This is a genomic window from Enterobacter sp. GER_MD16_1505_Eko_090, assembly GCF_003331015.1.
In the GTDB taxonomy this organism is placed as follows: domain Bacteria; phylum Pseudomonadota; class Gammaproteobacteria; order Enterobacterales; family Enterobacteriaceae; genus Enterobacter; species Enterobacter roggenkampii.
On the sequence record NZ_PUQF01000026.1, the window covers coordinates 24,704 to 41,032 of the forward strand.

The following is a 16,329-nucleotide window of genomic DNA, read 5'->3' on the forward strand; positions in this document are numbered from 1 at the left end:
CATGAGCACAAAAGCGATTTATCCGGGTACCTTCGATCCGATCACCAACGGTCATCTTGATATCATCACCCGTGCGGCGTGCATGTTTGACAAGGTGATCCTGGCCATTGCCGCCAGCCCCAGCAAAAAGCCGATGTTTGACCTCCACGAGCGCGTGCAGCTCGCCACCGATGCCATTTCGCACCTGCCGAATGTTGAGGTTGTCGGATTCAGCGACCTGATGGCGAACTTCGCCCGCGCCCAGCAGGCGAACATTCTGATCCGCGGTTTACGCGCGGTGGCAGACTTCGAATATGAGATGCAGCTGGCGCACATGAACCGCCACCTGATGCCGGAACTGGAGAGCGTATTCCTGATGCCCTCCAAAGAGTGGTCGTTTATCTCGTCCACGCTGGTGAAAGAGGTGGCGCGCCATCACGGGGACGTTACCCATTTCCTGCCGGTTAACGTCCACCAGGCGTTGATGGAAAAGCTAAAGTAGCCCTATTTCTGGCACTGACGGCAGTAGAACGTGGCGCGCTGGGCGTGCTTCGTGGCAATAATGGGTGTGCCGCAGACTCTGCACGGTTCGCCCTTACGGCCATACACCTGCAGCTCCTGGGCAAAATAGCCCGGCTTGCCGTCACTTTGCAGGAAGTCCTTCAACGTTGTCCCCCCCTGCTCAATCGAGCGCAGCAATACGGCTTTAATCACCCGGACCAGCAGCTCGCACTCCTGCGCCGACAGCGACGAGGCCAGCCGATCGGGGTGGATCCCGGCCGCAAACAGCGATTCGCTGGCGTAGATATTCCCCACGCCGACCACCAGCTTGTTATCCATCAGCCAGGGCTTAATCGGGCTTTTCTTCTTCGCGCACTTCGCCTTGAGGTATTCCGCGTTAAACGCGTCTGAGAGCGGCTCCGGGCCCAGATGCGCCAGCACGTTATGCCCTTCCAGCTCCTTCGTCCACAGCCACGCGCCAAAGCGCCGTGGATCGGTGTAACGGAGCACTTTGCCGTTGCTCATCACCAGATCCACGTGGTCGTGCTTTTCCGCAGGCAGTTCTTCGGTAAGAACGCGCAGGCTCCCGGACATCCCCAGGTGGATAATGATCCAGCCGTCGGGCAGCTCCAGCAGCAGGTATTTCGCGCGGCGCTGCACGCTAAGGACGGGTTTATCGCTCAGGGCATGGATCTCATCGGACACCGGCCAGCGCAGACGCCCGTTACGGACAACCGCGTGAAGAATCGTCGCGCCGACCAGATGGGGCTCAATGCCGCGACGGCTGGTTTCTACCTCAGGTAATTCAGGCATGGTTCCTCCGTTGAGATACAGAATGCAAAAAACCCCGCAGTTGCGGGGTTTTTCGATACAAGGAGACTAAAATTATTTGATTTTAGCTTCTTTGTACAGTACGTGCTGGCGTACAACTGGATCGAATTTTTTCAGTTCCAGTTTTTCCGGCTTAGTACGTTTGTTCTTCGTGGTGGTGTAGAAGTGACCTGTACCAGCAGAAGAAACCAGCTTGATTTTCTCGCGAATACCTTTAGCCATGATTTATTTCCTCTTTAAGTACTTAGTACTTTTCGCCACGGGCACGCAGTTCAGACAGAACTGTATCGATGCCTTTCTTATCGATTACACGCATACCTTTAGCAGATACGCGCAGGGTGACAAAACGCTTCTCGCTCTCAACCCAGAAACGGTGAGAGTGCAGGTTCGGCAGGAAACGGCGTTTAGTCGCGTTCAGTGCGTGGGAACGGTTGTTACCGGTCACCGGACGCTTGCCAGTAACTTGGCAGACTCGGGACATGTCTATTCTCCAAAAATCAAATTAGCTCGAGCTTCGTATGGGGTATCGGCGCCTCGTCAGGCTTTACAGCCCGGTCATCGCATAGTTCTAAGTGAACTCTCGATTGCCAGGCCCAAATGCCAAACCCGAGATTCTCAAAGGTGGCGTAGTATACGCTGACTCGGCGGTGTGCTCAAGTCCCGAACAGACAAAGATCCCGATGGATCGCGAGAAATAGCCTAAATCCAGCCATGTTCTGCAAAAGAAATGTACTCTCCGCGGCCAATTATCAGATGGTCCAGCACACGAATGTCCATGAATTGACAGCATTTGATAATGCGCTCGGTGATTTCTTTGTCCGCTCTGCTCGGTTCTGCACAGCCTGAGGGGTGATTATGCGCGAGGATCACGCCCGCTGCATTCACTTTTATCGCTTCCCGCACAATTTCTCGCGGATGCACCTCAACGTGGCTTAACGTGCCGGCAAAGAGGCAGCTATGTTTCAGTACCCGGTTTCTGTTATCGACAAAGATCACCATAAAGATCTCGCGCTCGATATCGGTTAACTGGCTTTGCAGGTATTCACGCGTCATCGCTGGCGTCAGGATCGGATCGTCCTTCTCCATGCGGACATTGTAAAAACGGCGGGCAAGTTCAGCAATGGCCCGCAACTGGGCATATTTCGCCACACCGATCCCTTCTACGTGCTTAAACTGCGCCAGTTCGGCGGTCAGCAAACCGTGCAGAGAACCGAAATGTACGATCAGCTCTTTTGCCAGCGTAAATACCGTTTTACCGGGCGTTCCGGTACGTAAAAAGAGCGCCAGCAGTTCATCATCTTTTAACAGGGTGACGTCATAGCGCAGCAGTTTTTCGCGCGGCAGCAGCGGCTCATCCTCTTCTTCCATGCTCTTTCTCCCTTTTTTAACCGCATGCTGCCACAGGCTAGTCAGGCACTCGACGACCACGTTGCGTTCTTGCGTAGCGCCTCGCAAAGTGGTCGAAGGACAAAATCACCCCGTTTTGGGGATTGTGATAAAATGCCCGCTCTCTGGTGAACCCCAACAGGAAAGAATCATGATGAGCCTGGCCGGTAAAAAAATCGTTCTTGGCGTGAGCGGCGGTATTGCTGCCTACAAAGCGCCGGAGCTGGTGCGTCGTCTGCGCGAGCGCGGGGCAGATGTACGGGTCGCGATAACCGAAGGCGGTAAAGCCTTTATCACTCCTCTGAGCCTGCAGGCCGTTTCAGGATACCCGGTATCTGACAGCCTGCTCGATCCGGCCGCCGAAGCCGCGATGGGCCATATTGAGCTTGGGAAATGGGCAGACCTGGTTATCCTCGCGCCCGCCACGGCTGATTTAATCGCCCGGGTAGCGGCCGGTATGGCAAACGACCTGGTCTCCACCATTTGTCTGGCCACACCTGCGCCTGTTGCCGTCGTGCCTGCCATGAACCAGCAGATGTACCGTAACGCGGCTACGCAGCACAATCTTGAGACCCTGGCCTCACGCGGCCTGCTTATCTGGGGTCCGGACAGCGGTAGCCAGGCCTGCGGCGATGTTGGCCCGGGCCGCATGCTTGATCCGCTGACGATTGTTGATATGGCCGCGGCCCACTTTTCGCCTGTCAACGATCTGCAACATCTCAACATCATGATAACCGCGGGCCCCACGCGCGAGCCGCTGGATCCGGTGCGCTACATCACCAACCACAGTTCCGGCAAAATGGGCTTTGCGATTGCCGCCGCCGCCGCGAAGCGTGGTGCGAACGTCACGCTGGTGAGCGGCCCGGTCTCTCTGCCTACCCCTGCGTGTGTGAAGCGAATTGACGTTACCACCGCGCTGGAGATGGAAGCCGCCGTGCAGGCACATGCGCAAAGCCAGCAGATTTTTATCGGCTGTGCGGCCGTTGCAGACTATCGTGCTGAGACGATCGCCGAGGCTAAAATTAAAAAGCAAGGCGATGAATTAACACTAAAAATGGTGAAAAACCCGGACATTGTTGCCGGTGTCGCCGCACTAAAAAGCCACCGTCCATACGTTGTTGGGTTTGCCGCAGAAACGAATAATGTGGAAGAATATGCCCGGCAAAAACGTACCCGCAAAAACCTCGATTTGATTTGCGCGAACGACGTATCGCTGGCCACACAAGGATTTAACAGCGACAGCAACGCACTGCACCTTTTCTGGCAGGATGGAGATAAAGTCTTACCGCTTGAGCGCAAGGAACTCCTGGGCCAACATTTACTCGACGAGATCGTTACCCGTTATGATGAAAAAAATCGACGTTAAGATTCTGGACCCGCGTGTTGGCGAGCAATTCCCGCTGCCAACCTATGCCACCTCCGGCTCTGCCGGTCTTGACCTGCGCGCCTGTCTCGATGACGCCGTAGAACTGGCTCCGGGTGCCACGACCCTGGTTCCGACTGGCCTGGCGATTCACATTGCTGACCCGTCGCTGGCAGCGGTTATCCTGCCGCGTTCTGGCCTGGGCCATAAGCACGGCGTTGTGCTGGGTAACCTGGTGGGCCTGATCGACTCCGACTATCAGGGTCAACTGATGGTCTCCGTCTGGAACCGTGGTCAGGACAGCTTCACCATTGAACCGGGCGAGCGTATCGCACAGATGGTCTTTGTACCGGTGGTACAGGCAGAATTTAACCTGGTGGCAGACTTTGACGCCACCGACCGTGGCGAAGGCGGCTTCGGCCATTCCGGGCGCAAATAACGGCCCGACAAACACGTATCTCACAGCGTCATAATGCAATAACAAACCGCAAACGTCCGTTTGCGGTCGCTGTGTGGATGCCAGCCTGGCAAGTGCTTATTTTCAGGGGTATTTTGTAACATGGCAGAAAAACAAACCGCGAAAAGGAATCGTCGCGAAGAAATACTTCAATCTCTGGCTCTGATGCTTGAATCCAGCGATGGCAGTCAACGCATCACCACCGCTAAACTGGCCGCCTCCGTAGGCGTGTCTGAGGCGGCGCTGTACCGTCATTTTCCGAGCAAGACCCGGATGTTCGACAGTCTGATCGAGTTTATTGAAGACAGCCTGATCACGCGCATCAACCTGATTCTGAAAGACGAAAAAGACACTACCGCGCGTCTGCGTCTGATAGTGCTGTTAATCCTGGGCTTCGGTGAACGCAATCCGGGCTTAACCCGTATCCTGACCGGCCACGCGCTGATGTTTGAGCAGGACAGACTCCAGGGCCGCATTAACCAGCTTTTCGAACGCATTGAAGCGCAGCTGCGCCAGGTGCTGCGCGAGAAGAAAATGCGTGAGGGTGAAGGATACAGCATTGATGAAACGCTGCTGGCGAGCCAGATTCTGGCGTTTTGTGAAGGGATGCTTTCCCGCTTTGTGCGCAGCGAGTTCAAATACCGTCCAACGGACGATTTTGACGCCCGCTGGCCGTTAGTGGCGGCACAATTACAGTAACGCCATCGCCGGATGGCGGCTTCGCCTTATCCGGCCTGCGAACGGGTAGGCCCGGTAAGCACAACGCCACCGGGCAATGCACTTAAACCCCGAACGCTTCGCGATACGCTTTTACCGCTGCCAGATGGTCCGCCATCTCAGGCTTCTCTTCCAGATACGCAATCAGATCTTTCAGGGTGATTATTGACGTCACAGTGCAGTTGTAATCCCGCTCCACTTCCTGAATGGCGGAAATTTCTCCGCGACCACGCTCCTGACGATCCAGCGAAATCAACACGCCAGCCAGCGTTGCACCGTTGGCCTGGATAATCTCCATTGATTCGCGGATCGCCGTGCCCGCGGTGATCACATCGTCCACCAGCATGACGCGGCCCTGCAGCGGGCTGCCGACCAGATTCCCGCCTTCACCGTGGGTTTTGGCTTCTTTGCGGTTAAAGCAGTACGGCACGTCGCGATCATGATGTTCCGCCAGCGCCACCGCGGTAGTGGTCGCAATCGGAATGCCCTTATAGGCCGGGCCAAACAGCAGGTCAAAATCAATCCCGGAATCCACCAGCGCTTCGGCATAGAAACGGCCTAACAGTGCCAGATCGCGCCCGGTATTAAACAGCCCGGCGTTGAAGAAATAAGGACTTTTACGCCCGGATTTCAGCGTAAATTCGCCAAACTTAAGTACCTGCTTGTTAAGCGCAAACTCAATAAACTGGCGCTGATACGATTTCATGGATTAGCTCCTTTGGTTTTTCTGTCTTACAGGCAAAAAAAAGGCGACTCATTGGTCGCCTTTAAAATCAATTTTCTAACGCCGCTTTCTGCGTCGTGACAATGGATTCGATTCCCCCTCGGGCCAACGCCAGCAGGGAGAGAAGCTCTTCGTGGGTGAACGGCTCGCCTTCTGCAGTGCCCTGCACCTCAATGATGCGACCGTCTTCGGTCATCACCACGTTCATGTCTGTCTCTGCAGCGGAATCTTCAACGTATTCCAGATCGCAAAGCGCTTCACCGTTAACGATGCCTACGGAGACCGCCGCAACCATGCCTTTCATTGGATTGGTTTTCAGCTTACCGGCAGCAACCAGCTTGTTCAGAGCATCGGCCAGCGCTACACAGGCGCCGGTAATAGAGGCCGTACGCGTGCCACCATCGGCCTGAATCACGTCGCAGTCCAGGGTAATCGTGAATTCGCCGAGGGTTTTCAGATCAACGGCGGCGCGCAGCGCACGCGCGATCAGACGCTGAATTTCCATGGTACGACCGCCCTGCTTACCCTTCGCCGCTTCACGAGCGTTACGGGTATGGGTCGCGCGCGGCAGCATGCCGTACTCGGCGGTGATCCAGCCCTGGCCCTGACCTTTCAGGAAGCGCGGAACGCCTTCTTCGATGGATGCGGTACACAGCACTTTGGTGTCACCAAACTCAACCAGCACGGAGCCTTCAGCGTGTTTTGTATAGTTACGGGTCAGGGTGACGGGACGCACCTGATTGGCGCTACGACCTGATGGACGCATGATGGATTCTCCGGCTTGAAACGAATGTGGCTGCGCATTATACGGATAAAGGACGCTTATTCCTATCCTGAGAAGCCCCCGAAAGCTATAATCCCCCCATCTCTCCTTTAAAAACGGGAATGTCTATGATCCGCAGTATGACCGCCTACGCCCGGCGTGAAATCAAGGGTAGCTGGGGTAGCGCTACATGGGAAATGCGCTCGGTAAACCAGCGTTACCTGGAAACGTATTTCCGTATGCCGGAGCAGTTCCGCAGCCTTGAGCCTGTTGTTCGCGAGCGTATCCGTACGCGTCTGACGCGCGGTAAAGTGGAATGTAACCTGCGCTTTGAGCCTGATGCCAGCGCACAAGGCGAGCTGATCCTCAACGAAAAACTGGCGAAACAGCTCGTGAATGCGGCGAACTGGGTCAAAATGCAGAGCGATGAAGGCGAAATCAACCCGGTTGATATTCTGCGCTGGCCTGGCGTCATGGCCGCCGGTGAGCAGGATCTGGACGCGATTGCCGCTGAAATTCTGGCCGCCCTCGACGGCACGCTGGATGACTTTATCGTTGCCCGCGAAACCGAAGGTCAGGCGCTGAAAGCGATGATTGAGCAGCGCCTTGAAGGCGTGAGTGCGGAAGTGGCTAAGGTTCGCACCCATATGCCGGAAGTGCTGCAGTGGCAGCGCGAGCGCCTGGTCGCCAAACTGGAAGAGGCAGAAGTTCAGCTGGAAAACACCCGTCTGGAACAAGAGCTGGTGCTGATGGCGCAACGTATTGATGTCGCTGAAGAACTGGACCGTCTGGAAGCGCACGTTAAAGAGACCTACAACATTCTGAAGAAAAAAGAAGCGGTAGGCCGCCGTCTGGACTTTATGATGCAGGAGTTCAACCGCGAGTCGAACACTCTTGCGTCTAAGTCGATCAATGCGGAAGTGACGAATTCAGCGATTGAGTTGAAAGTACTGATTGAGCAAATGCGCGAGCAGATCCAGAATATTGAGTAATGCCTTTTCGGGTGGTGCCGACGGCATCACCCATTATTATTTCTAATCCGTTCCTGCACCTGATTTTGCATGTCACCGCCTTTCATCAAGCTTATTCAACATCATTTGATAAAAATTTATAGGGCAAACGCAGTCGCCTTAGAAAAACTCAATCGTGATCTTGCGCACAAATCGCTAACCTCCCCCGCGTTCACACCGGAGGAAATATGCTGCTTCACATCCTTTATCTCATTGGCATCACCGCAGAAGCCATGACCGGCGCACTTGCTGCCGGACGTCGCCGTATGGACACCTTCGGCGTGATCATTATTGCTACAGCGACCGCGCTGGGCGGCGGCTCGGTACGCGATATTCTGCTGGGACATTATCCGCTTGGCTGGGTCAAACACCCCGAGTACGTCATTATCGTGGCGACAGCTGCCGTGTTAACAACCATAGTGGCGCCCGTCATGCCCCATCTTCGCCGCCTGTTTTTAGTCCTTGACGCTTTAGGTCTGGTGGTTTTCTCGATTATCGGGGCGCAAATCGCGCTGGATATGGGGGAAGGACCTGTTATCGCTACCATTGCCGCCGTGGTCACGGGCGTATTCGGCGGTGTGCTGCGCGATATGTTCTGCAAGCGCATTCCTCTGGTCTTTCAAAAAGAGCTGTACGCCGGTATCTCTTTTGCAGCAGCGGTACTCTATATCGCTCTGCAGCATTACGTTTCGAACCATGATGTGGTGGTCATCTCGACACTGCTGTTTGGCTTTACAGCCCGCATGCTGGCGCTGCGTCTGAAGCTCGGACTGCCCGTGTTTCATTACAAACACAGCGCCCACTAGCTTCAGAACCCGTTGATGTGCTGTCCAGCGAGCCATTTCGCCAGCACATCAATCTGAGGCGAGTCCATCCAGACAACAATTTGTCGCGCCTTCCTCTCTCCCGTTCCCGGCAGGCTTTGCCAGTCCTTTGCGTTACGTTCGCTCAACGTCTGCCAGGTTACGTTCCCCATCGCCTTCAGCGAAGCCTGTGTCAGCGGAACACCCAATGCCATGAGCCAGCGAATAAATGGCTTCTCGCGCACCAGATTAAATCGATGCCAGAGCGCCAGCCCGCGCGCGGAGGAAAACCCAGGCGTAGCCTGCATTTGCGCCTGCGTTAATAACAGCCACGAAAAGAGGTGTTCAAAATGATGTGCCTGCCAGAGGGTGCGCCAGCCTGACTCGCCTAATCCTTCAATATCAAGCACCTGCTTTGAGCTGAGCCAGATCAGTCGGGCAAAGAACTGTTCCATACATTCCGGAGAAGCATAGAAACAGCTCAGCGGATGATAACGCGAGGCTGGAGGCTCGGGTTTATGTCTGTCCGTCCCGCGCCAGACCACCTTATCAAACCGGGGAATACCCTGCCCGGCCAGGCTGACCTGTATCTGATCCCCTGAGGCAATATCCAGCCTCTGCCAGCGCTCAACCGAGCCCAGACTCACCCGCCGTACCTGTTTATCGTCCAGTTGCACAGGTTCCAGTGCGGCTACAACGGACATTTTGCCCGTTCGCCCCACGGAAAAATGAATATCACTCACCTCGGCCACCTGGGCTGCAGGCGCATATTTCCACGCAACCAGCCAGTTGCCTTCGCCCGGTAACCAGCCTTCCCCTGCGGGCGCATCCTCCGAACGCACCACAATGCCATCCGTGGCAAAGGGTAATCCGGTTACGTGCCAGGCGGCGCGCTGTTTCTCGACGGCATCAACAGAATCGGCGGGTAGCGTATACCGTGCCGACAGCGTAAAACCGGCCTGAGACAGCTCAGCTAAAGATGTCTGCATATCTTTCGGCCCATCCGGCCAGGCCCAGATGAACACGCCGATCTTGCTCAAAACTGAGTTATCCTTTTGCCGCATCATCGCCCCCGCCACCTTTGCGCGAGCGTTCATCCCGCCCATCTGCCGCTGAATGTGATTGTCGCTTAGCCAGAAAAGCTCGCCCTGTAAGACGCTGTTCGCGAGCTTGCCGGTGAGCTTTTGCGGAATAGTCGGGATCAAACGCACCTTCCCGGTCCAGTCTTCCCCTTTCAGGCCATCACCACGACTGATGGCTTGGGTTAACGTTCCGTCACGATAGACCAGCGTTACCGCCACACCGTCAACTTTGGGCTGCATCCACAGATGCTGCCGCGCACGCATCCACTGTCTCAGCTCCTCTTTGCTGGCCACTTTATGTACGCCCGTATGGGCAACAGGATGTTTTACGCTTCCCACCAGAGCAGGGAGTTTCTCCTCTGAAGGCTCACTGCCAAAACAGTGCTGCCACTGCATTAAGCGCCCGTTAAGCTGGTCGTAAACTTCGTCGTTGACCTCGCTCACGCCCTGCTTCCAGTAAGCGTCATCCCAGCGTTTGATTTGCGCGCTTAACGACGCCATCTCTTTCTCAGCTTTTGCCTGCGACCACACCGGGCACACCGCCGCGCCATAGCCACTCCACAAGAGCATTAACCCGCTTATCCATCGCCACATTGCTACTCCTCCTTTGTGTTGCAGGAGGTATATCCCGATGCCTGAAACAACGCTAACGGCAACTAATCACAATGCGAGACGCTATCCGGTATTTCTTTGGGTTGCTGAAAACCACAGATAAAACCTGAAAACGGCACGCAAAATTCAATAATCCAGGGGAAAAAGTGTGACAAAGGCTACGTCACACGGCAGTGACGTGTATAATAAGCCCGTATGTAGGACTTCTTCGTTAACACATACAAAAGACTCTCATGGCTCAAGGCACGCTTTATATTGTTTCTGCCCCTAGTGGCGCGGGTAAATCCAGCCTTATTCAGGCACTGTTAAAAACCCAACCGTTGTACGACACACAGGTTTCTGTTTCTCACACCACGCGTCAACCGCGTCCGGGTGAAGTGCACGGCGAACACTATTTCTTTGTGGATCACGACGAGTTCAGAGCGATGATCGGCAGAGACGCGTTTCTTGAACATGCGGAAGTATTCGGTAATTACTACGGTACCTCGCGTGAAACCATTGAGCAGGTTCTGGCCACGGGCGTGAATGTGTTCCTGGATATCGACTGGCAGGGTGCACAGCAAATTCGCAAGAAAATGCCTGACTCGCGCAGTATCTTTATTTTACCGCCATCGAAAGATGAGCTGGATCGCCGCCTGCGTGGCCGCGGTCAGGACAGCGAAGAAGTCATCGCAAAGCGTATGGAACAGGCTGTTGCAGAAATGAGCCATTACGCGGAATATGATTACCTTATTGTGAATGATGATTTTGATGCCGCACTGAGCGATCTCAAAACCATTCTTCGTGCAGAACGTCTGCGTATGAGCCGCCAGAAGCAGCGACATGACGCATTAATCACCAAACTGTTGGCAGACTGAACCCACTTTCAGTATCATGCCCAGTCATTTCTTCACCTGTGGAGCATTTTAAGTATGGCACGCGTAACTGTTCAGGACGCTGTAGAGAAAATTGGTAACCGTTTTGACCTGGTGCTGGTCGCCGCGCGTCGCGCTCGTCAGATGCAGGTAGGCGGTAAAGATCCGCTGGTACCGGAAGAAAACGATAAAACCACCGTTATTGCACTTCGCGAAATCGAAGAAGGTCTGATCAACAACCAGATCCTCGACGTGCGTGAGCGCCAGGAGCAGCAAGAGCAGGAAGCCGCAGAACTGCAGGCCGTAACCGCTATTGCTGAAGGTCGTCGTTAATTAAACCTGCGGGTCGCCCTTGTATCTGTTTGAAAGCCTGAATCAACTGATTCAAATCTACCTGCCTGAAGACCAGATTAAGCGTCTTCAGCAGGCGTATCTCGTTGCACGTGACGCTCACGAGGGCCAGACACGTTCAAGCGGTGAACCCTACATCACGCACCCGGTAGCGGTGGCCTGTATTCTGGCCGAGATGAAACTCGACTACGAAACGCTGATGGCCGCGCTGCTGCACGACGTGATTGAAGATACCCCTGCCACTTACCAGGACATGGAACAGCTGTTTGGCAAAAGCGTTGCCGAACTGGTGGAAGGGGTCTCTAAGCTTGATAAGCTGAATTTCCGCGACAAGAAAGAGGCGCAAGCCGAAAACTTCCGCAAGATGATTATGGCGATGGTGCAGGATATCCGCGTCATTCTCATCAAACTCGCTGACCGCACCCACAACATGCGCACGCTGGGCTCACTTCGCCCGGATAAACGTCGCCGCATTGCCCGTGAAACCCTCGAAATCTACAGTCCGCTGGCGCACCGTTTAGGTATTCACCACATTAAAACCGAGCTGGAAGAGCTGGGTTTTGAAGCGTTGTACCCGAACCGCTATCGCGTGATTAAAGAGGTGGTGAAAGCCGCACGCGGCAACCGTAAGGAGATGATTCAAAAGATCCTCTCTGAAATCGAAGGGCGCTTGCAGGAAGCGGGAATTCCGTGCCGCGTCAGCGGTCGCGAGAAACACCTGTACTCCATCTACTGCAAAATGGTGCTCAAGGAGCAGCGTTTTCACTCGATCATGGATATCTACGCCTTCCGCGTCATTGTCCATGACTCGGACACCTGCTATCGCGTGCTGGGGCAGATGCACAGCCTCTACAAACCGCGTCCGGGGCGGATGAAAGATTACATCGCCATTCCAAAAGCGAACGGCTATCAATCTTTGCACACCTCGATGATCGGGCCGCACGGCGTGCCTGTTGAGGTGCAAATTCGCACCGAAGACATGGACCAGATGGCAGAGATGGGTGTTGCCGCGCACTGGGCCTATAAAGAGCACGGTGGCGAAAGCAGTACGACCGCACAAATCCGCGCCCAGCGCTGGATGCAGAGCCTGCTGGAACTTCAGCAGAGTGCGGGCAGCTCGTTTGAATTTATCGAGAGCGTGAAATCCGATCTCTTCCCGGATGAGATTTACGTTTTCACCCCCGAAGGTCGCATTGTCGAACTCCCTGCGGGTGCAACGCCGGTCGACTTCGCTTACGCCGTGCATACCGATATCGGCCATGCCTGCGTGGGCGCGCGCGTCGACAGACAGCCTTACCCGCTGTCTCAGCCGCTCGCCAGCGGCCAGACGGTGGAAATTATTACCGCACCGGGCGCACGTCCGAACGCGGCCTGGCTAAACTTTGTCGTGAGCTCCAAAGCGCGCGCTAAAATCCGTCAGCTGCTGAAAAATCTCAAGCGTGATGATTCTGTCAGCCTGGGGCGTCGTCTGCTCAACCACGCGTTGGGCGGCAGCCGTAAGCTGGCTGAGATCCCACCGGAGCATATCCAGCGCGAGCTCGACCGTATGAAGCTCACGTCTCTTGACGATCTGCTGGCGGAAATTGGTCTGGGCAACGCCATGAGCGTCGTGGTGGCGAAAAACCTGCAGCAGGGCGAAGCAATACCTTCTGCGCCAGGCGCATCCGGCCATGCTCATCTGCCAATCAAAGGCGCGGACGGGGTGCTGATCACCTTCGCAAAATGTTGCCGTCCAATTCCAGGCGACCCGATTATTGCGCACGTCAGCCCAGGTAAAGGGCTGGTTATCCACCACGAATCCTGTCGTAACATTCGCGGCTACCAGAAAGAAGCCGAGAAGTTTATGGCGGTCGAGTGGGATAAAGAGACGGCGCAGGAATTTATCACCGAGATTAAGGTGGATATGTTCAACCACCAGGGTGCCCTGGCGAACCTGACGGCAGCGATCAACACGGCCTCTTCCAATATTCAAAGCCTGAATACGGAAGAAAAAGATGGCCGCGTGTACAGCGCCTTTATTCGTCTGACCGCCCGCGACCGCGTGCATCTGGCGAATATCATGCGCAAGATCCGCGTCATGCCGGACGTGATTAAAGTCACCCGTAACCGAAACTAGTGGTATGAATTCACAACGTTACGCGCGGATATGCGAAATGCTCGCCAGGCGTCAGCCTGACCTGACGGTCTGCATGGAGCAGGTCCATAAACCGCATAACGTCTCTGCTATCGTCCGTACCGCCGATGCCGTCGGTGTGCATGAAGTGCACGCCGTCTGGCCGGGTCACCGGATGCGCACCATGGTCTCGGCGGCGGCAGGCAGTAACAGCTGGGTTTCCGTCAAATCTCACCAGACAATTGGCGATGCCGTTTCGCACCTGAAAGGGCGCGGGATGCAGATCCTTGCCACTAACCTGTCCGCTAAAGCCGTGGATTTTCGCGAGATCGACTACACTCGCCCGACCTGCATTTTGATGGGTCAGGAGAAAACCGGGATCTCACAGGAAGCGCTGGATCTGGCGGATCGGGACATCATCATTCCGATGATCGGCATGGTCCAGTCTCTCAACGTCTCCGTGGCGTCCGCGCTCATTCTGTATGAAGCGCAGCGCCAGCGTCAGAACGCCGGCATGTACGAGCGTAGCAACAGCATGCTGCCGGAAGATGAACAGCAGCGCCTGCTGTTTGAAGGTGGTTATCCGGTGCTGGCTCGCGTTGCGAAGCAGAAAAAATTGCCTTACCCCCACGTCAACGCGCAGGGCGAAATTGAAGCCGATGCCGAGTGGTGGGCCACCATGCAGTACGCCGGGTAAGCGATGAAGGGCCGCCTGCTGGATGCTATCCCGCTCAACAGCCTGACGGGCGTGGGCGCGGCTCAAAGCAGTAAGTTGGCCAAAATTGGCCTGCACACCGTGCAGGATCTCCTGCTTCACCTCCCCCTCCGTTATGAAGACCGCACCCAGCTTTATAAGATTGGCGATCTCCTTCCCGCCATTTACGCCACCGTTGAAGGCGAAGTCCTGAACTGCAACATCACCTTCGGCGGACGCCGGATGATGACCTGCCAGATCAGCGACGGCACCGGCATTCTCACCATGCGTTTCTTCAACTTCAGCGCGGCGATGAAAAACAGCCTGGCGACAGGCCGCAGAGTACTGGCCTATGGTGAAGCCAAACGCGGGAAATACGGCGCAGAGATGATCCACCCCGAGTACCGCGTGCAGGGCGATCTCAGCACGCCGGAACTGCAGGAGACGCTTACCCCGGTTTACCCGACGACCGAAGGCATCAAGCAGGCGACGCTGCGTAAGCTCACCGATCAGGCGCTGGAGCTGCTGGATACCTGCGCCATTCCCGAGCTGCTGCCACCCGAGCTGGCGCAGGGCATGATGAGCCTTCCCGAAGCGTTGCGAACCCTGCACCGTCCGCCGCCCACGCTGCAGCTCAGCGACTTAGAAAGCGGCAAACACCCCGCCCAACGGCGTCTTATCCTTGAGGAATTGCTGGCCCATAACCTGAGCATGCTGGCGCTTCGCGCTGGCGCGCAGCGTTTCCACGCTCAGCCGTTAAGCCAGAACGATGCGCTCAAAGATAAGCTGCTGGCCTCTCTGCCGTTTAAACCCACCGGTGCGCAGGCGCGCGTCACCGCCGAGATTGAACGCGATATGGCGCTCGACGTGCCGATGATGCGCCTGGTACAGGGCGATGTAGGCTCCGGTAAAACGCTGGTTGCCGCCCTTGCAGCCCTGCGCGCCATTGCCCACGGTAAACAGGTCGCGTTAATGGCGCCGACCGAGCTGCTGGCGGAACAACACGCCAACAATTTCCGCGCCTGGTTCGCGCCGCTGGGGATTGAAGTGGGCTGGCTGGCAGGAAAACAAAAGGGCAAAGCGCGCCTTGCGCAGCAGGAAGCCATCGCCAGCGGGCAGGTGCAGATGATTGTCGGCACGCACGCTATCTTCCAGGAGCAGGTGCAGTTCAACGGCCTTGCGCTGGTGATTATCGATGAACAGCACCGCTTCGGCGTGCATCAGCGTCTGGCGCTGTGGGAAAAGGGACTGCAGCAGGGCTTCCACCCGCATCAGCTGATTATGACCGCCACGCCGATCCCGCGCACGCTCGCGATGACGGCTTACGCCGATCTGGATACCTCCACCATCGACGAACTCCCCCCGGGCCGTACGCCGGTCACGACGGTTGCCATTCCTGACACGCGTCGCAGCGATATCATCGACCGCGTGCGCAACGCCTGCACCCACGAAGGGCGTCAGGCCTACTGGGTCTGTACCCTGATTGAAGAGTCGGAACTGCTGGAAGCGCAGGCTGCCGAAGCCACGTGGGAAGAGTTAAAGCTCGCCCTGCCGGAGCTGAACGTGGGTCTGGTTCACGGACGCATGAAGCCCGCTGAAAAGCAGGCGGTGATGCAGTCGTTCAAACAGGGCGAGCTGCATTTGCTGGTCGCGACCACGGTCATCGAAGTGGGCGTGGATGTGCCGAACTCCAGCCTGATGATTATCGAAAACCCGGAGCGCCTTGGCCTTGCCCAGCTCCACCAGCTTCGCGGGCGCGTCGGCCGTGGCGCGGTAGCGTCCCACTGCGTCCTGCTCTACAAAGCGCCGCTCTCGAAAACCGCCCAGATGCGTTTGCAGGTGCTGCGCGACAGCAACGACGGTTTTGTGATTGCGCAAAAAGACCTGGAGATCCGCGGACCCGGTGAACTGCTGGGCACGCGTCAGACGGGGAATGCAGAATTCAAAGTCGCGGATTTGCTGCGCGATCAGGCCATGATCCCCGAGGTTCAGCGCCTCGCCCGCCACATTCATGAACGCTACCCCGAACAGGCGGCAGCGTTAATTGAGCGCTGGATGCCGGAAACCGAACGCTATTCCAACGCCTGAT

General features: G+C 56.1%; 18 protein-coding genes. 11 read left to right on the plus strand and 7 right to left on the minus strand.

The genetic code is table 11. The features are described 5' to 3' along the window. Position 1: 1 nt before the first annotated feature. A complete protein-coding gene (coaD, locus tag C6A40_RS22440) occupies positions 2–481 on the plus strand; it encodes a pantetheine-phosphate adenylyltransferase (RefSeq protein WP_008502695.1) in 480 nt (159 codons plus the stop codon). Between the two features lie 2 nt (positions 482–483). Here coaD and mutM read toward each other — a convergent pair whose 3' ends face one another. The 4 genes from mutM to radC all read right to left on the minus strand — a co-directional run bounded on the left by mutM (position 484) and on the right by radC (position 2,679). Next, positions 484–1,293 (minus strand): bifunctional DNA-formamidopyrimidine glycosylase/DNA-(apurinic or apyrimidinic site) lyase, encoded by an 810-nt coding sequence (gene mutM / locus C6A40_RS22445; protein WP_008502694.1) that lies wholly within the window; start codon positions 1,291–1,293, stop codon positions 484–486. 72 nt (positions 1,294–1,365) lie between these two features. Then, positions 1,366–1,533 carry a 50S ribosomal protein L33 gene (gene rpmG, locus C6A40_RS22450; RefSeq protein WP_003024094.1) on the minus strand — a complete coding sequence of 56 codons (168 nt, stop codon included), beginning with the start codon at positions 1,531–1,533 and terminating at the stop codon, positions 1,366–1,368. A 22-nt stretch (positions 1,534–1,555) separates the two neighbouring features. Then, positions 1,556–1,792 (minus strand): 50S ribosomal protein L28, encoded by a 237-nt coding sequence (gene rpmB / locus C6A40_RS22455; RefSeq protein ID WP_002436699.1) that lies wholly within the window; start codon positions 1,790–1,792, stop codon positions 1,556–1,558. 218 nt (positions 1,793–2,010) lie between these two features. After that, positions 2,011–2,679, minus strand: a complete 669-nt coding sequence (radC, locus tag C6A40_RS22460; RefSeq protein WP_008502693.1) for a RadC family protein — start codon at positions 2,677–2,679, stop codon at positions 2,011–2,013. A 172-nt stretch (positions 2,680–2,851) separates the two neighbouring features. Between radC and coaBC the strand changes: the two genes are divergently transcribed. From coaBC to slmA, 3 genes are all read left to right on the plus strand, one after another. Beyond that, positions 2,852–4,063, plus strand: coding sequence for a bifunctional phosphopantothenoylcysteine decarboxylase/phosphopantothenate--cysteine ligase CoaBC (coaBC, locus tag C6A40_RS22465; RefSeq protein WP_025910617.1), 1,212 nt, complete (start codon positions 2,852–2,854; stop codon positions 4,061–4,063). Next, positions 4,041–4,499 carry a dUTP diphosphatase gene (dut, locus tag C6A40_RS22470; RefSeq protein ID WP_008502691.1) on the plus strand — a complete coding sequence of 153 codons (459 nt, stop codon included), beginning with the start codon at positions 4,041–4,043 and terminating at the stop codon, positions 4,497–4,499. The genes coaBC and dut overlap by 23 nt, the downstream gene beginning before the upstream one ends. A gap of 120 nt (positions 4,500–4,619) precedes the next feature. Continuing rightward, a complete protein-coding gene (slmA, locus tag C6A40_RS22475; protein ID WP_008502690.1) occupies positions 4,620–5,216 on the plus strand; it encodes a nucleoid occlusion factor SlmA in 597 nt (198 codons plus the stop codon). An 82-nt stretch (positions 5,217–5,298) separates the two neighbouring features. Here slmA and pyrE read toward each other — a convergent pair whose 3' ends face one another. Both pyrE and rph read right to left on the minus strand, forming a co-directional pair. Next, the gene (pyrE, locus tag C6A40_RS22480) at positions 5,299–5,940 is read right to left on the minus strand and encodes an orotate phosphoribosyltransferase (RefSeq protein WP_039267070.1); all 642 of its coding nucleotides are present in this window, start codon (positions 5,938–5,940) and stop codon (positions 5,299–5,301) included. A gap of 67 nt (positions 5,941–6,007) precedes the next feature. Then, the gene (gene rph / locus C6A40_RS22485) at positions 6,008–6,724 is read right to left on the minus strand and encodes a ribonuclease PH (RefSeq protein WP_006812424.1); all 717 of its coding nucleotides are present in this window, start codon (positions 6,722–6,724) and stop codon (positions 6,008–6,010) included. 125 nt (positions 6,725–6,849) lie between these two features. Here rph and C6A40_RS22490 point away from each other — a divergent pair, with 125 nt between their 5' ends. Both C6A40_RS22490 and C6A40_RS22495 read left to right on the plus strand, forming a co-directional pair. Then, positions 6,850–7,713 (plus strand): YicC/YloC family endoribonuclease, encoded by an 864-nt coding sequence (locus tag C6A40_RS22490; protein ID WP_008502687.1) that lies wholly within the window; start codon positions 6,850–6,852, stop codon positions 7,711–7,713. Between the two features lie 206 nt (positions 7,714–7,919). After that, entirely contained in the window at positions 7,920–8,537 is a 618-nt protein-coding gene (locus tag C6A40_RS22495) for a trimeric intracellular cation channel family protein (protein WP_023345196.1), read from the plus strand. A 2-nt stretch (positions 8,538–8,539) separates the two neighbouring features. Here the strand turns inward: C6A40_RS22495 and ligB are convergent, their stop codons facing one another. Beyond that, entirely contained in the window at positions 8,540–10,210 is a 1,671-nt protein-coding gene (gene ligB, locus C6A40_RS22500; protein ID WP_114191416.1) for an NAD-dependent DNA ligase LigB, read from the minus strand. A 251-nt stretch (positions 10,211–10,461) separates the two neighbouring features. On the opposite strand from ligB, the gene gmk reads away from it, so the two are divergent. Genes gmk through recG form a run of 5 tightly spaced genes read left to right on the plus strand, consistent with a single transcriptional unit; the run spans position 10,462 to position 16,328 of the window. Further along, positions 10,462–11,085 carry a guanylate kinase gene (gene gmk / locus C6A40_RS22505; RefSeq protein WP_008502674.1) on the plus strand — a complete coding sequence of 208 codons (624 nt, stop codon included), beginning with the start codon at positions 10,462–10,464 and terminating at the stop codon, positions 11,083–11,085. A 54-nt stretch (positions 11,086–11,139) separates the two neighbouring features. Then, a complete protein-coding gene (rpoZ, locus tag C6A40_RS22510; protein WP_000135058.1) occupies positions 11,140–11,415 on the plus strand; it encodes a DNA-directed RNA polymerase subunit omega in 276 nt (91 codons plus the stop codon). A 19-nt stretch (positions 11,416–11,434) separates the two neighbouring features. Continuing rightward, positions 11,435–13,549, plus strand: a complete 2,115-nt coding sequence (gene spoT / locus C6A40_RS22515; protein WP_008502673.1) for a bifunctional GTP diphosphokinase/guanosine-3',5'-bis pyrophosphate 3'-pyrophosphohydrolase — start codon at positions 11,435–11,437, stop codon at positions 13,547–13,549. 4 nt (positions 13,550–13,553) lie between these two features. Next, positions 13,554–14,243, plus strand: coding sequence for a tRNA (guanosine(18)-2'-O)-methyltransferase TrmH (trmH, locus tag C6A40_RS22520; RefSeq protein WP_021242410.1), 690 nt, complete (start codon positions 13,554–13,556; stop codon positions 14,241–14,243). Between the two features lie 3 nt (positions 14,244–14,246). Then, positions 14,247–16,328: an ATP-dependent DNA helicase RecG gene (recG, locus tag C6A40_RS22525; protein ID WP_045337157.1), complete on the plus strand. Its 2,082-nt coding sequence runs from the start codon at positions 14,247–14,249 to the stop codon at positions 16,326–16,328. Position 16,329: the final 1 nt, after the last annotated feature.

What these genes read in the sequence shown, in the direction of transcription:
- coaD (WP_008502695.1), top strand. Translation starts at nt 2, where the DNA reads ATGAGCACAAAAGCGATTTATCCGGGTACCTTCGATCCGATCACCAAC.
- mutM (WP_008502694.1), bottom strand. Translation starts at nt 1,293, where the DNA reads ATGCCTGAATTACCTGAGGTAGAAACCAGCCGTCGCGGCATTGAGCCC.
- rpmG (WP_003024094.1), bottom strand. Translation starts at nt 1,533, where the DNA reads ATGGCTAAAGGTATTCGCGAGAAAATCAAGCTGGTTTCTTCTGCTGGT.
- rpmB (WP_002436699.1), bottom strand. Translation starts at nt 1,792, where the DNA reads ATGTCCCGAGTCTGCCAAGTTACTGGCAAGCGTCCGGTGACCGGTAAC.
- radC (WP_008502693.1), bottom strand. Translation starts at nt 2,679, where the DNA reads ATGGAAGAAGAGGATGAGCCGCTGCTGCCGCGCGAAAAACTGCTGCGC.
- coaBC (WP_025910617.1), top strand. Translation starts at nt 2,852, where the DNA reads ATGAGCCTGGCCGGTAAAAAAATCGTTCTTGGCGTGAGCGGCGGTATT.
- dut (WP_008502691.1), top strand. Translation starts at nt 4,041, where the DNA reads ATGATGAAAAAAATCGACGTTAAGATTCTGGACCCGCGTGTTGGCGAG.
- slmA (WP_008502690.1), top strand. Translation starts at nt 4,620, where the DNA reads ATGGCAGAAAAACAAACCGCGAAAAGGAATCGTCGCGAAGAAATACTT.
- pyrE (WP_039267070.1), bottom strand. Translation starts at nt 5,940, where the DNA reads ATGAAATCGTATCAGCGCCAGTTTATTGAGTTTGCGCTTAACAAGCAG.
- rph (WP_006812424.1), bottom strand. Translation starts at nt 6,724, where the DNA reads ATGCGTCCATCAGGTCGTAGCGCCAATCAGGTGCGTCCCGTCACCCTG.
- C6A40_RS22490 (WP_008502687.1), top strand. Translation starts at nt 6,850, where the DNA reads ATGATCCGCAGTATGACCGCCTACGCCCGGCGTGAAATCAAGGGTAGC.
- C6A40_RS22495 (WP_023345196.1), top strand. Translation starts at nt 7,920, where the DNA reads ATGCTGCTTCACATCCTTTATCTCATTGGCATCACCGCAGAAGCCATG.
- ligB (WP_114191416.1), bottom strand. Translation starts at nt 10,210, where the DNA reads ATGTGGCGATGGATAAGCGGGTTAATGCTCTTGTGGAGTGGCTATGGC.
- gmk (WP_008502674.1), top strand. Translation starts at nt 10,462, where the DNA reads ATGGCTCAAGGCACGCTTTATATTGTTTCTGCCCCTAGTGGCGCGGGT.
- rpoZ (WP_000135058.1), top strand. Translation starts at nt 11,140, where the DNA reads ATGGCACGCGTAACTGTTCAGGACGCTGTAGAGAAAATTGGTAACCGT.
- trmH (WP_021242410.1), top strand. Translation starts at nt 13,554, where the DNA reads ATGAATTCACAACGTTACGCGCGGATATGCGAAATGCTCGCCAGGCGT.
- recG (WP_045337157.1), top strand. Translation starts at nt 14,247, where the DNA reads ATGAAGGGCCGCCTGCTGGATGCTATCCCGCTCAACAGCCTGACGGGC.